Here is a 13,031-nt window from a genome sequence, read left to right as displayed (position 1 = left end):
GCTCCTGTTCGATCAGTCGTCGGCAACGAGGACCTGGACGTCGATATTGCCGCGGGTCGCGTTGGAATAGGGGCACACCTGATGGGCTTTGTCGGCGAGCGCCTGCGCGTCCTCGCGGGACAGGTGGGGAAGCGAGACCTCCAGGGTAATGGCGAGGCCGAAGCCACCGGCGTCGTTCGGGCCGATACCGACCTTCGCGCCGACGGCGGAGTCGTCGACATTGGTCGAGGTCTGCTTGCCGACCAGGCGCAACGCCGAATGGAAACACGCCGCGTAGCCCGCCGCGAACAGCTGTTCGGGGTTGGTGCCCTCGCCGTTGCCGCCCATCTCCTTGGGAATCGACAGGTTCACGTCGAGCTTGCCGTCGGTGGTGCGCGCATGGCCGTCGCGACCGTCGCCGCTGGCCAGGGCCTCCGCGGTGTAGAGGATTCGCATGTCTACTCTCCTTCGTTCGACCGAGACTTCAGCGCCTCGGTCAGTCGGTGCAAAATGCCGCGCAGCGCGATGACTTCGTCCATGGACAAGCCACTGGCCTCGGCCATCTGGGCGGGGATGTCACCCGCCTGGGCGCGCAGCGCGCGCCCGCGCTCGGTGAGCCGGATGTCGACGCGGCGTTCGTCGCCCGCCGACCGCCGCCGCTCGACCAAGCCGGCCCCCTCCAGTCGCTTGAGCAGCGGCGAGAGCGTGCCGGAATCGAGGTCGAGCGCCTGGCAGACGTCTCCGACGCTGCGTTCGTCGCGTTCCCACAGCGCCAGCATCACCAGGTACTGCGGGTAGGTGAGCCCGAGCCGTTCCAGCTTCGGGCGGTAGACCGCCGTCATCGCCCGGGACGCCGCGTAGAGCGGGAAGCAGAGCTGCTCGTCGAGGGTGAGGTGATCGGTCATGAGCAATAATATAGTGGACAATTCTGTTGTGTACAACCTAAATGATCGGTGGCGCGCGTCACACGGCTCGCGGAGGCGGCGGTTCAGCGTGCCGGGAAGCGAAGGACGCGATCGTCGCCGCTCGCGGGGTCGCCCCGGCCGTCGGTGTTGGAGGTGGTGAGCCACAGCGCTCCGTCCGGGGCGGCTTCCACGGTGCGCAACCGGCCGTACCGGTCGCGCAGTTCGGCCCGGGGCCCGCCTACGCGGCCGTCCTCGAGCGGCACGGTCCACAGCCGCTGCCCGCGTAGCGCCGCGACGTAGAGGATGTCGCCGGTGATGGCGATGCCCGAGGGCGAGGCTTCCGCGGTGGTCCAGGTCAGCAGCGGATCGGTGAAGCCGTGGTCGGCGCCGCCCGCGCCCTCGACGTCGGGCCAGCCGTAGTTGCGGCCGGGCTCGATCAGGTTGATCTCGTCGAACCGGTTCTGCCCGAACTCCGCCGCGAACAGGCGACCGGCCCGATCCCACGCCAGTCCCTGCACGTTGCGGTGGCCGAGACTGTAGACCGGCGAGCCGGGATACGGATTGCCCGGCGCGGGAAGGCCTTCGGGAGTCGAACGGAGGATCTTTCCGTTCAGGCTCGCCGGATCCTGCGAGCGTCCGGATTCCCCGGCGTCGCCGGTCCCGGCGTACAGCATGCCGTCGGGCCCGAACGCGATCCGCCCGCCGTTGTGGTTACCGGCCTCGGCGATGCCGGTGACAATCGGCTCGGGCGGGCCGTCGAGCCGGAACCGGACGATCCGATTGTCCGTCTCGGAGGTGAAATAGGCGTAGATGTAACGGCTTTCGGCGTAGTCCGGCGCGACGGCGAGCCCGAGTAGACCGCCTTCGCCACGTGCGGCGACATCGGGCAGGCGGTAGACCTGTTCCGGCGCACGGCCTGCGGCGACTCGCACGATCCGTCCGGAGTCACGCTCCGCGACCAGCGCGGCGCCGTCGGGTAGGAAGGCCAGGCCCCACGGGACCTCGATGTCCTTCGCGACTTCTTCGGCGGCATCGAGATCGGGTCTTCCCGCCGGGTTGCCCGGTGCGATGGTGCCTGTCGTAGGCGCACCGCTCGGAGTGGTCGGACTCTCGCCGCCGCAGGCGCATACCGCCGCTACGGAAAAGAGCAAGGCGATCACCGCAAGCAAGCGCGGCGCGCGGATCGGGCTCTCGCTACCGGGAATGCACGCTCGGTCGGCGCCCGCGCCGCCCGAAGGCGCCGGGATGACGAGGCAGCGGCTCGATTCGAATGCCATCAGCCGAGATATGTGCCGTACCAATCCAGGACGCGACGCCATGCTTCGGTGGCCGCCGTGGCGTTGTACCGCTGACCGGTGTCGTTGAAGAAGGCGTGGTCGGCGTCGGGTGCGGTGAAGATCTGGTGCGGGGCGCCCGAACGGGCCAGTGCGGCCTCCGCGGCGGGCCGGGAGGCGTTCACGCGGGCGTCGGCCGCCGCGTAGACCCCGAGCACCGCGGCTTTCGACGCGGAGAGATCACCGTTGTCCGGGAACGGTCCGTAGAAGGGTGTCGCCGCGGCGAGCGGGGACGGGCCGGAGGCCAGCAGTAGCCAGGTCAGGCCACCGCCGAAGCAGAAACCGGTGGCGCCGAGCTTCTTTCCCTCGACCCGGCGCTGGAGTTCGTCGAGCCCGGCGCGCAGGTCGGCGACGAGCTGTTCCTGCGGGATACGGCTCAGTTCGGCGGTCGCGGCGGCCGGATCCGTGAACGCGGCGGTGCCGCCTCGCGCGGACAGCAGGTCGACCGCGAGCGCGGAGTATCCGGCGCCGGCGAAACGTCCTGCCACCGAACGGATGTGATCGGTGAGGCCCTTGTTCTCGTGGACGACCAGCACCCCGCCCCGCGGCTGCGGCGCCGCCGCCCACGCGGCTTGCAGTGGCGCCGCGCCGGGTCCGGCGAAGGTGATGGCGGTGGTCGGGAGGGCGGCGGCGGAACCGGGTGGCGTCGGTGGCGCCGTGGGGCTGGGCGCGGAATCGGTGGTCGCGGTGTCGTTGCTCGCGCAGGCGGCCAGCAGGGCGGTCGCGGCGGTGACGCCGAGCCCGAGCAGCCCGAGCCTGCGCAGTGCCTCCCGCCGGGGGAGCAGGCCGTCGGCGTGATCGGCCGCGATCTCCTCGGCGATGTAGCGCTGCAACGGCGTCATGCGCCCCACGATAAGCCGGATCGATGGCGGGTGCGCGGCGTTCACTGTCTGTTCGTCCGCGACAAACCGGCCTGACCGCGCATCCCACGGCATTCGCCAGGCGATTGCTACGTTGTCGCTCAATCGGGCGATCGATGGTCGGTCCGCACACCGGTCGAGGGAGCGAGATGGCAGCGGGGCGTGACATGGCACGAACGATGAGCAGGGCGATCCGGATGGTGGCGACGGTCGCGGTGCTGGCGGCCGTGGGATTCGGGTCGGGGCCCGCGGTCGCGGAGCCGTCCGCCGAGTCCCACACCGTGGGATGGACCGCGTTGCACGACGGTCCCCAGCCGTATGCCGACGTGCACATCGACTGGGACGTCCCGATCCGGATGAGCGACGGCGTCGTGCTGAAGGCCAACGTGTACCGGCCGGTGAAGCAGGGCGGGGAGGTGGAGCAGCAGCCGCTGCCGACCATCGTGAACCTGACCCCCTACACCAAGCTCATGACCAATCTGATCGACACGGCGCTCGCGGTGCCCGGCTTGCAGCCGCTGACCGTCCGGCTGGTCAACCGCGTGAATCTGGCCCGCACGCCGGTCAGCGGTTTCGGCGATCTGCTCCACGCGGTCGACGGCGGCACCGTGCAGACGGTGCTCGGACTCGATCGCAACCTGATCCGCGCCGGATACACCCAGGTCATCGCCGACGTGCGCGGAACCGGCTTCTCCCAGGGCGCGTGGGACACCCTCGGCGAGCGGGAACAACTCGACACCCGCGAGGTGATCGACTGGGCGGCCGCGCAGCCGTGGTCGAACGGCCGGATCGGGATGAGCGGCGGTTCGTATTCGGGGATCAACCAGCTGCGCGCCGCCGAGGACGCCCCGGCGCCGTTGCAGGCGATCTTCCCCGTGGAACCCGGGAGCGACTTGATGCGTGACGTCGTCGCGCCGGGCGGCGGGGTGGGGACGACGTTCCTGCCGATGTGGCTCAATACGGTCAACCAGCTGAAGCTGATTCCCGACGTGCAGTCGATGTTGAACGGCACCTTCGACTGGGGGTGGCTGCACGAACGGATGTCCGATCCGGCCAGCAACGTCGATCTGCTGGCCCAGGCGCTGCTCACGCCTTCGCTCGACCACGTGCCGCCCGCGTTGGCCGACGCGCTGGACGAGGACAGCTACTTCCGGCGCGGCATCGAGGGCCACCCGGAGCGCATCACGGTGCCCACCTTCGTCTACGGCGGCTGGCACGACATCTTCGCCAACAGCGCGACCAAGCTGTACAACGCCATCCCGCTGCCCGCGGGCAGCAAGCAATTGATCGTCGGCGACACCTATCACGCGAATCCCGGTGCGGGGACCGGCATTCCCGGAGCACCGCCGCGGTTGGACGTGTTGCAGCGGGTGTGGTTCGACAAGTGGTTGAAGGACGTCGACCACGGTTTGGGCGATTTCGGGCCGGTCACCGTGTGGGAACAGGGAGGCGGCTGGATCACCCTCGGGCAGTTCCCGCAGAAGGACCTCAACCATCGCCGCGTGTATCTCTCGGCCACGCCGAGCGGCACCACCGGAAAAGCGGTATACGACGGATCGCTGACGATGACCGTCTCCGACGAGCGACGGACATTGACGGTGGCGCCCGGCCTCGCCGCGGCGTGTTCCCGCGACACCGCGCAGGGCTCGGCAGGCATGGCGGCGGTGGTGGACGTGTGCGCGAAGGACTCGCGCATCGCCGAGCGCAACGCGCTGACCTTCACCAGTGCGCCGATGACCGAGCGCACGGTCATCTCGGGGCCGGTGAACGTGCACCTCAACACCGTGCACGACGCCACAGACGGCTACTGGAGCGTCACGATGAACGATGTGGCGCCCGACGGATCGTCGAAGGTGCTGACCACCGGGCAGTTGACCGCCTCCCTGCGCGCCGTCGACGAGCAGAAGAGCAGCCGAACATCGTCCGGCGATCTGACCGAACCGTTCAATCCGCTCACCCTGGACAGCGTGCAGCCGGTCGTTCCCGGTGAGCCCGTGGCACTGGACATCGCGGTCATCCCCACCCAAGCGGTGCTGCAACCCGGTCACCGGCTGCGGATCGACGTCTTCGCGGGCAACTCGCCGAAGGCGCTGGCCTTCCGCCCCATGCTCAACAACACCGAACTGAAGCCCCAGCACCTCGAGTTGGATCCGTCGGCGCCGAGCTTCGTCATCGTGCCGACCAATCGCCCGCTGGGCTGAGCGCCGCATGGGGGCGTCTCGCCGGGCGACCCCCCGCGCCGGGGCTCACAATTGCGACTGCACCTGCGCGGAGATCAGCTCGAGATGCTCGAGATCGGTCAGATCGAGCACCTGCAAGTAGATGCGGCTGGTGCCGATCTCGGTGTACCGGCCGATCTTGTCCACCACCTCGGCGGGTGAGCCGGCCAGGCCGTTGGTCTTCAGCTCGTCCACCTCGCGTCCGATCGCGGCGGCCCGGCGCGCCACCTCGGCGTCGTTCGCGCCGACGCAGACCACCAGCGCGTTGGAGTAGACCAGGTCGTCGGCCGCGCGTCCATAGGTCTCGGCGGCGGCGCGCACCCGATCGAACTGCCGCGCACTGTCCTCGAGCGAGGAGAACGGCATATTGAACTCGGCGGCGTACTGCGCGGCCAGCCGGGGGGTGCGGGTGGCGCCCTGGCCGCCGATCAGCACCGGAATCGGGTCCTGCACCGGTTTGGGCAGGGCGGGGGAATCGGTGAGCTGGTAGTGCTTGCCGTCGTAGCTGAACGTGTCGCCGGGTTTGGTCGCCCAGAGCCCGGTGATGACGGCCAGCTGTTCTTCCAGCCGGGCGAACTTGTCGGCGGGGAACGGGATGCCGTACGCGGCGTGCTCCTCGGCGAACCAGCCACTGCCCAGACCGAATTCGACCCGGCCGCCGGACATCTGGTCCACCTGGGCCACCTGGATGGCGAGCGGGCCGGGCAGCCGGAAGGTGGCGGCGGTGACCAGGGTGCCCAGGCGGATCCGTCTGGTCTCCCTGGCCAGTCCGGCGAGGGTGATCCAGGCATCGGTCGGGCCGGGCAGGCCGTCGGCGCCCCCCATGCTCAGGTAGTGGTCGGAGCGGAAGAACGCGTCGAATCCCAAGTCCTCGGTGGCCTTGGCAACGGTGAGCAACGTGTCGTAGCTCGCACCCTGCTGCGGCTCGGTGAAGATGCGTAGTTCCATGTCGATGACCCTAGTCGGTCGGAGCATGGGCGAATCGCTCCGCTCGCGCCATGCGGAGGACGGGGAAAGCATGGGGCGATGTCGCCGGATTATCGAGATTCACCAGCGGCGCGGGTTCGGTGCTCCCCTGGTGTCGGCGATTCCGGCCGCGTGTAAGTCCGTGCGATGAGCGCGGCGCGCAATCGGTACAGCACGTGCGGAACGGCGGTGTCCAGGCCGGTGAGGCGGCCGATGCGCTTGAGACGATGGTCCACCGTGTTCGGGTGCAGATACATCGTCCGGGAGGTCCGCCTGCGGTTGAAGTCGTTGCGGATGTGCTCGCGCAGGGTGTCGAACAGCTCGGGATGGCCCTCCAGCGGGTCGAGCAGCGCGGCCAGCCGATCGCGTCCCGGCCCCGGCCGGGTGAGCTGGTATTCGAGGGCCAGATCCTCGAAACGGTACAGACCCGGCGGGTTTCGCATGCGCCGGACCATGTCGAGCAGTTCGTGTGCCTGGTCGGCGGCGCCGGGGATCCGGTCGGGCTCGGCGGCCATGGCGGCGGCGGTGAGCGGGGCGGGTACCGCCGTGGCCAGCGCGGCGACCAAGGCGTCGAGTTCGTTCGCGGCGATCAGCGACTCCGGTACCAGAATCGTCCCGCCGATCGCGCTGAGCACGGCGGGCACATGCCCGCCGCAGTGCACGGCGAGGCAGATCTGCATGCGCTGCCGGATGCTGTTGCCGTCGCCGGGGCGTCGGCCGGGACGTTCCTCGGTGGGCCGGTCGACCGCCACGGCGAGCACGGTGTATCGGTCTGCGACCGGAATGCCGTACTCGCGGTAGACCTTCGCGGGGTGGTGGCCTCTGAGCAGTGCGACGGCGACGGCATGCGGAGCGGTCTGCTCGGCGGCGGGCGCGACGGACAGGTAGGCGAGCGATACGGTCGTGGTGACCGCGTGCAGCGCGTCGAAGAGCCCGCGGATGTCGTCATGGTGCACGGTCTGCGCATCCCGCAGGTGGTCGTCGAGATAGAGGCGGAATCCCTCGTGGACGAGATGCTGGACGGTGTCCATCGGAATCCCCACCCCGGCCCACCGGGTGGCGGCCTCGAAGATGCGGACCGTGCGCGCCGGTAGCTCGGGATCGACGGACGCGACCAGATCGAGGCAGTGCGTGACGGTGGCGCGGATCTCCTCGCGCAGCAGGTTCCCCCGCTCCACGTGCCGCCGGGGAATGATGTCGAGCAGGTGCCGCACGATGTGCTCGGTAGCCGGGACGAGCTCGGCGGACGCCGCGGCGGTGCTGCGTGGGGATGGCATACCGCTGCTCAGACTCCGCATCCGCCGCGGGCCGCTCGTAGCTCGGGCGTGCGGTCGCGGTCCGGATGTCGGACCAGGTCCGTGCAGTGCGTCTTCGCGAACATTCGTACTTCCCATCCGGTCCGCGCGGATCTCAAATCTTTTGACGCAGAACGAAATCGGCGGGCCGCAGTCTCGGTCCTCGAAATCTAGCCGCGGGCGGGGCGGATCGTCACTGCACGGGCCGACGAAGTGCTCGCCCGCTAGGTTGTTGCCGATGACAATCCGCGCGCACGACAGATCCGCCGCCACGGGGGAAGGAGGTTCGAGTGCACGATGTACCGGTGATCGTCGTGATGGGGGTGTCGGGTTCGGGAAAGACGACGGTCGGCACCCGCCTGGCCGACGCGCTCGGGGTCGAGTACGCCGAAGGCGACGACTTCCACACGCGCGCGAACGTCGCGAAGATGGCGGCGGGGGCGCCGTTGGACGATGCCGACCGCGCACCCTGGCTCGACGCCCTGGCCGCCTGGATGGCCGAGCGATCCGGCAGGGGCGGCGTCGTCACGTGCTCGGCTCTCAAACGGATCTACCGCGACCGACTGCGCGCCTCTGCGCCCGAGGCATTCTTCCTGCATCTGAGCGTGCCGCGCGCCGAACTCGAGCGGCGTGTGACCGGACGTCGCGGGCATTTCATGCCGCCGAGCCTGCTCGATTCCCAGCTGGCCACCCTGGAGCCGCTCGGTCCCGACGAGGACGGCAGCACCATCGATGCGGCACGCCCGCCCGAGGACGTGGTCCGGCAAGCCATGGCAGCGCTGGACAGGTGAGCCGCGCGTCGGGTTCCTCCGCTAGAGGCCGCCGAGATCCGACAAGACATCGAAAGCGAGATCGAGGCCGCGCCACAACATGTCGATCTCGGCGGTGACGACGGGTGCCGCGGCCGGATCCCGCATGGCCAATCCGTTCGAGAGAATGACGACGTTGGCGCCCGCGTCGGCCAGACGGAGCAAGGGGCCGGTGGCCACCCCGCGACCGAGCACCAGGTCCAAGCCCTCGCCGACGAAGTAGAAGCGCCACAGCGGGCCGAGGTCGCCGCCGTAGACCGCTTTGGTCGCGTCGACGATCAGCGCACCGTGCTGGGCGATCGCGTCGACGATGCGGAAATAGTCGCCCGCGTTGGCGGCGGTGCTGCCGACCGCGGCGACGGAATAGGACAGGTCGACGCTCAGATGCGCGTTGTACCCGGCCATCGCCACGCGCGCGGGGGACAGCTCGCAGTGGCTGGTCAGGGCGAAATAGTGTGCCCAGTGCGGGTCGACGGGTGCGCCGGTGAATTCGGCGTGCACTGTGCGCAGGAAGCGCGACAGCAGTTCGAGACTGATCCGATGCGCCCACTCCGGGTCGTCGAACGACGCGGGGTCGCGCTGTAGCGGCAGGACGGCGGCCCGTTCGACCGCGTCGAGCCCGAGGGCGAACACCCCGCGCAGATCGCGGTGGGCGACCAGGATCTCCGTGATCCGCTGGTGCCGGTCGACGGCTTCCTCCAATTGCCGCAGCGCGGAACCGGTCAGCGTGCCGGTGTCGGACAGTTCCGCGATAGCGGCCGTCTCGGCGGGCGCCAGTGGTGTGCCGCAGGCCGTGGCCGCCGGTGCGGCGGAGGCGATCGCCGGACCGAGCGAGATCGTGAGGATCAGCGCCGTCACGGCCGCGATCAATGCTGAGAAAAGCTGCCGCGCAGCAGTACTCGGCGTACGCGCGAGGATGTTCGGCATGCTGGCTCCAGGGTCGTGAATCGCGATTCCGCGCCGGGACGGCCGAAGTGGAGGCATTCGGCGATGCGGCACGCGGTAGGTGGCGCAGGGCGGGATCGAAGCCTATCCGAACCGATCGCGTCGCGCAGCGCGGCGTCAGTGCGACGCGAAGCAGGAGCCGGAAGGCGCGCCCGGCAGGCAGATCTCGGCGATGGCGGAGACGAGCAGCCACGCGCCGATCAGCAGCGAACCCACGGCTATCGCGCCGAACACGAACACCCACAGCAGGCCGGGCAGCCGGGTGAGCCTGGCGAGTTGATCGGCGTCGGAGTCGACCTCGTGATAGCGGGCGCGCTGCTGCCGGGAACGTCCCCGCTGTAGCTCGAGCACCGGCCGCGCCCCGGCGAACAGCAGGAACCAGGCGCCCAGATACGCGAAACCCGCTTGCAGCGTGTCGGTGCCGAACCAGGAGACGACGAAGACCGCCGCACCGAGTCCGAGCACGGTGATACCGCCGTAGATGTTCCTGATCTTGATCAGGAGCGCGGCGAGCAGGACGATGGCGGTCCACAGCATCAGCGTGATCCGGCTGGCGCCGAGCAGGGCGGCGAACCCGAGGCCGAGCAGCGGCGGCGCGGGGTAACCCGCCATCGTAGTGAGGATCATCCCGAGGCCGTAGGGTTTTCCGCTCGACACCGTGAGTCCCGAGGTGTCCGAATGCAATCGGATGCTGTTGAGCTTGCGGCCGGTGAGCAGCGCGACCAAGGCATGCCCGCCTTCGTGCGCGATGGTGACGATATTGCGGGTGAGCCGCCAGATCGGGGTGTAACCCACCAGCACGAGCGCCGCCACCGCGGCCGCCACCACCAGCCACCACGGCGGTTGCGCTTGCGTCGTCGTCAGACGATCGGCGATGGAGGCGCCGCGCTCGAAGAATTCCGCTCTGTCCACCGCCGCACCTTAACCGCCCGCGGACGGCCGCGCTCGTGGCAAGCGTTCCCCTTCGCGACATCAGGGGCGACGGCGGCGTCCTATTCTCAGCTCTTGCGTAGGGTCCCTTCGATGTTGCCGAAAATCCCGGAGAGGCTGTAGGCCACCGAGCCGTCCGGTTGCAATCTGACCGTCGAGGTGGAGCCGTTGTCGAAGCACGTGGGAGAGCCGCCGGACAGTCGGGCGACAAACGACAGCTCGGTCTCGGTGGCGGCGGTGAGGGTCTCCGCCCGCTCACAGCGTTCACCCTTCAGCTTGCCGGTGTTCGACGACTGCGCGACTTCCTCGCCGACCGCGCCGTCTCCGATGGTCAGCACGATGTCGAACGACGCGATGACATCACGGGCGACACCTTTCCACTCGCCGAGAAAGGCCTTGGGAATGCTTGTGCCGGAGGCACTGCTGGTGGTCGTCGGGCTCGTGTCACCGGCCTGCGTGGCGGTAGTTGTGGCGGGTTTGCCGGTGGCTTGGGTGGTCTGTGCGATCGAATCGTTCGAATCGTCGTTGCGTAACTGTGCGCCGACCACGAACGCCGCTACGGCGACGGCGATGCAGACGACGAGCGCGCCCGCGACGAGCAGGGCGCGGCCGGGGCGGCGCGGATGCGGTGCGGTGGCGGCCGCGCCGAACCGGGGCGAACTCTGGTGTGCGGGCGGGTAGGTGTGGTGTCCGGTGTAGGTGGGAGACGCCTGCGGCGGGCCCGGGTGCCGCAGGTGCGTGGGCGCCGATCGCCCGGGGTCGCTGGGCGGGTGCGCAGGTGCAGCCGAATGGATCATGGTGTCGGCGGTGCGCGCGGGATGCGGGGGTGCGGGAAGGTCCGGGCGGTCGAACGGCCCGGAGTCGAGGTTCAGCAGCTCCACTGCGCGGTGGCTGACCTCCTCGAGCACCGGGGCGGGCAGCCAGCCGCCGCGCTCGGGGATGCCGAGAGCGGTGAGCTGGGTGAGCAACTGGTCCGGGGTCGGGCGGGCCACGGCGTCCTTGGTCAGGCAGGCCGACACCAGCGGGCGCAGTCGCTGCGGGACGTCGTCGAGCTGCGGCTCCTCGTACACCACCCGCCACAGCATCTGCACGGTGTCGCCGACGCCGAACGGTCCGTGGCCGGTGGCCGCGAACACCAGGATCCCGCCGAGGGCGAAGACGTCCGCGGGCGGGCCGACCGGGTCGCCGGTCACCTGCTCCGGGCACATGAATCCCGGAGAGCCGATGACCTTTCCGGTGGTGGTGAGCTGACTGTCGTCGACGGCGCGGGCGATGCCGAAGTCGATCACCTTGGGACCGTCGAGAGCCAGGAGGACATTGGACGGCTTGAGGTCGCGGTGCACCACCCCGGCGCCGTGGACCGCTGTCAATGCCTCGATCAGCCCGTGTGCCAGCACGAGCAGCGCGTGCTCGGTGAACGGCCCGTACCGGTCGACCGCGTCGGCCAGCGAGAACCCGGCCACGTAACCGGTGGCCAGCCACGGCGGATCGGCGTCCACGTCGGCGTCGAGCACGGGCGCGGTGAACCGTCCGCCGACCCGCCGCGCCGCCGCGACCTCCCGCCGGAAGCGCGTGCGGAACTCCGCGTCGATCATGTCGGGGCGGATGACCTTGACCGCGACGGTGCGCCCGCCCGCGTTCCGTCCGAGGTAGACGCGGCCCATGCCACCGACGCCCAGGACGCCGAGCAGGCGATAGTCCCCGATCCTGGCCGGATCGTTCATGCCGAGCGGTTGCATCGCGCAGCTGGTTCCCTTCTCATGGCGTACGACCATCCGAGAGGCTACTCACCGGGCACTCTCGTGTTCGCGCAGCGCCTGCCCCCGCTAACCGGCCATGCTGGGCGCGGGCGCGGGCTGCTCCCGCCGCGCCCGCCTGGCCAGCAGATATGCCGCGAGCGCCGCGGGAATGTTCATCAGAACGCCGTAGACCGCGCCGGGCACGGCCATGGTCTCGTTGTCCAGCACCGACGCGGCGACGGCGATCGCGAGCGCGGCGTTGTGCACGCCGATCTCCATGGCCGAGGCGATGGCCTGATCGGTTTCCACTCGCGCGAGCCGGGGCAGGAAGTAGCCGACGGCCAGGCTGATCACGGCGAAGGACAGGCAGATCGCGGACAGCTTTCCGATGTGCTCCGACAGCGTGTCCAGATTCGAGCCCACTCCGGCCGCGATCACCAGCGCGAGCACCACGACCGAAAGGATCTTGACCGCACCGCGCATCCGGCGCGACCATTCCGGGAAGCGCCGGTGCACAGCCATGCCGATCGCGACGGGCACGAGCACGATGGCGAAGACCTGAGCGAATTTGTCCGGCCGCAGCCCGACCGAGCCCTCGCCGTCGAGGAACAAGGCGTAGGACAGCGCCACCACCACCGGCATGGTGAACACCGCGAGCACCGAATTGATCGCGGTGAGCGTGATGTTCAGCGCCACGTTGCCCCCGGCGATGTGACTGAACAGGTTCGCCGACGCACCGCCCGGCGACGCGGCGAGCAGCAGCATGCCCGCGGCCAGCGCGCCGTCGAGTCCGAACAGGCGGATCAAGCCCAGGCACACCGCGGGCAGCAGGACCATCTGGCACACCAGCGCGATCACCGCCGCTTTCGGATAGCGCAGCACGCGGGCGAAATCGTCGGTCGCCAGCGTCAATCCGAGCCCGAACATCACCAAGGCCAGTGCCAGCGGCAGCAACACCGCGAAAATCGTTGCACCCATGGGGGTCTCCTCTCCGCCGAGCGGCCGAGCCGGCCGATCCCGGGGACCGACGTTATCGACTCGCGGCGAAGG

At 69.6% G+C, this 13,031-nt stretch carries 12 protein-coding genes; 2 read left to right on the top strand and 10 right to left on the bottom strand.

The annotated features are described in order from the left end of the window. Positions 1 to 12: 12 nt before the first annotated feature. The 4 genes from NG1_RS15615 to NG1_RS15600 form a co-directional block, all read right to left on the bottom strand. A complete protein-coding gene (locus NG1_RS15615) occupies positions 13 to 435 on the bottom strand; it encodes an organic hydroperoxide resistance protein (RefSeq protein ID WP_062971428.1) in 423 nt (140 codons plus the stop codon). A gap of 2 nt (positions 436 to 437) precedes the next feature. Then, positions 438 to 884, bottom strand: a complete 447-nt coding sequence (locus NG1_RS15610) for a MarR family winged helix-turn-helix transcriptional regulator (protein WP_062971426.1) — start codon at positions 882 to 884, stop codon at positions 438 to 440. 83 nt (positions 885 to 967) lie between these two features. Further along, entirely contained in the window at positions 968 to 2,161 is a 1,194-nt protein-coding gene (locus tag NG1_RS15605; protein ID WP_084498941.1) for a PQQ-dependent sugar dehydrogenase, read from the bottom strand. After that, positions 2,161 to 3,060, bottom strand: coding sequence for a dienelactone hydrolase family protein (locus NG1_RS15600; RefSeq protein ID WP_062971424.1), 900 nt, complete (start codon positions 3,058 to 3,060; stop codon positions 2,161 to 2,163). Before NG1_RS15600 ends, NG1_RS15605 begins: the two co-directional genes overlap by 1 nt. 197 nt (positions 3,061 to 3,257) lie before the next feature. On the opposite strand from NG1_RS15600, the gene NG1_RS15595 reads away from it, so the two are divergent. Further along, positions 3,258 to 5,279 (top strand): CocE/NonD family hydrolase, encoded by a 2,022-nt coding sequence (locus tag NG1_RS15595; protein WP_084498948.1) that lies wholly within the window; start codon positions 3,258 to 3,260, stop codon positions 5,277 to 5,279. A 45-nt stretch (positions 5,280 to 5,324) separates the two neighbouring features. On the opposite strand, the gene NG1_RS15590 is transcribed toward NG1_RS15595, so the two are convergent. Then, a complete protein-coding gene (locus NG1_RS15590; protein WP_062971422.1) occupies positions 5,325 to 6,245 on the bottom strand; it encodes an LLM class F420-dependent oxidoreductase in 921 nt (306 codons plus the stop codon). 89 nt (positions 6,246 to 6,334) lie between these two features. Beyond that, positions 6,335 to 7,540 (bottom strand): PucR family transcriptional regulator, encoded by a 1,206-nt coding sequence (locus NG1_RS15585; protein ID WP_062971420.1) that lies wholly within the window; start codon positions 7,538 to 7,540, stop codon positions 6,335 to 6,337. Between the two features lie 335 nt (positions 7,541 to 7,875). Between NG1_RS15585 and NG1_RS15580 the strand changes: the two genes are divergently transcribed. Continuing rightward, on the top strand, positions 7,876 to 8,349 hold the full coding sequence (locus NG1_RS15580) for a gluconokinase (protein ID WP_062971510.1): 474 nt from the start codon (positions 7,876 to 7,878) through the stop codon (positions 8,347 to 8,349). Between the two features lie 21 nt (positions 8,350 to 8,370). Here the strand turns inward: NG1_RS15580 and NG1_RS15575 are convergent, their stop codons facing one another. From NG1_RS15575 to NG1_RS15560, 4 genes are all read right to left on the bottom strand, one after another. Continuing rightward, positions 8,371 to 9,294 (bottom strand): DUF5995 family protein, encoded by a 924-nt coding sequence (locus NG1_RS15575; RefSeq protein WP_062971418.1) that lies wholly within the window; start codon positions 9,292 to 9,294, stop codon positions 8,371 to 8,373. Positions 9,295 to 9,429: 135 nt separating this feature from the next. After that, on the bottom strand, positions 9,430 to 10,224 hold the full coding sequence (locus tag NG1_RS15570) for a M50 family metallopeptidase (RefSeq protein ID WP_040866344.1): 795 nt from the start codon (positions 10,222 to 10,224) through the stop codon (positions 9,430 to 9,432). Positions 10,225 to 10,310: 86 nt separating this feature from the next. Further along, on the bottom strand, positions 10,311 to 12,017 hold the full coding sequence (locus NG1_RS15565) for a serine/threonine-protein kinase (RefSeq protein ID WP_245659914.1): 1,707 nt from the start codon (positions 12,015 to 12,017) through the stop codon (positions 10,311 to 10,313). 51 nt (positions 12,018 to 12,068) lie between these two features. Next, positions 12,069 to 12,959: a bile acid:sodium symporter family protein gene (locus NG1_RS15560; protein WP_062971414.1), complete on the bottom strand. Its 891-nt coding sequence runs from the start codon at positions 12,957 to 12,959 to the stop codon at positions 12,069 to 12,071. Positions 12,960 to 13,031 lie beyond the last annotated feature (72 nt).

It is taken from the genome of Nocardia gamkensis NBRC 108242, assembly GCF_001612985.1.
GTDB classification, from domain to species: domain Bacteria; phylum Actinomycetota; class Actinomycetes; order Mycobacteriales; family Mycobacteriaceae; genus Nocardia; species Nocardia gamkensis.
This window is presented reverse-complemented; position numbering and strand designations above follow the sequence as displayed.

Coding starts and splice junctions, on each gene's coding strand:
- NG1_RS15605 (WP_084498941.1), bottom strand. CDS start 2,161: ATGGCATTCGAATCGAGCCGCTGCCTCGTCATCCCGGCGCCTTCGGGC.
- NG1_RS15565 (WP_245659914.1), bottom strand. CDS start 12,017: ATGGTCGTACGCCATGAGAAGGGAACCAGCTGCGCGATGCAACCGCTC.
- NG1_RS15580 (WP_062971510.1), top strand. CDS start 7,876: ATGGGGGTGTCGGGTTCGGGAAAGACGACGGTCGGCACCCGCCTGGCC.
- NG1_RS15615 (WP_062971428.1), bottom strand. CDS start 435: ATGCGAATCCTCTACACCGCGGAGGCCCTGGCCAGCGGCGACGGTCGC.
- NG1_RS15595 (WP_084498948.1), top strand. CDS start 3,258: ATGAGCAGGGCGATCCGGATGGTGGCGACGGTCGCGGTGCTGGCGGCC.
- NG1_RS15575 (WP_062971418.1), bottom strand. CDS start 9,294: ATGCCGAACATCCTCGCGCGTACGCCGAGTACTGCTGCGCGGCAGCTT.
- NG1_RS15600 (WP_062971424.1), bottom strand. CDS start 3,060: ATGACGCCGTTGCAGCGCTACATCGCCGAGGAGATCGCGGCCGATCAC.
- NG1_RS15585 (WP_062971420.1), bottom strand. CDS start 7,540: ATGCCATCCCCACGCAGCACCGCCGCGGCGTCCGCCGAGCTCGTCCCG.
- NG1_RS15560 (WP_062971414.1), bottom strand. CDS start 12,959: ATGGGTGCAACGATTTTCGCGGTGTTGCTGCCGCTGGCACTGGCCTTG.
- NG1_RS15590 (WP_062971422.1), bottom strand. CDS start 6,245: ATGGAACTACGCATCTTCACCGAGCCGCAGCAGGGTGCGAGCTACGAC.
- NG1_RS15610 (WP_062971426.1), bottom strand. CDS start 884: ATGACCGATCACCTCACCCTCGACGAGCAGCTCTGCTTCCCGCTCTAC.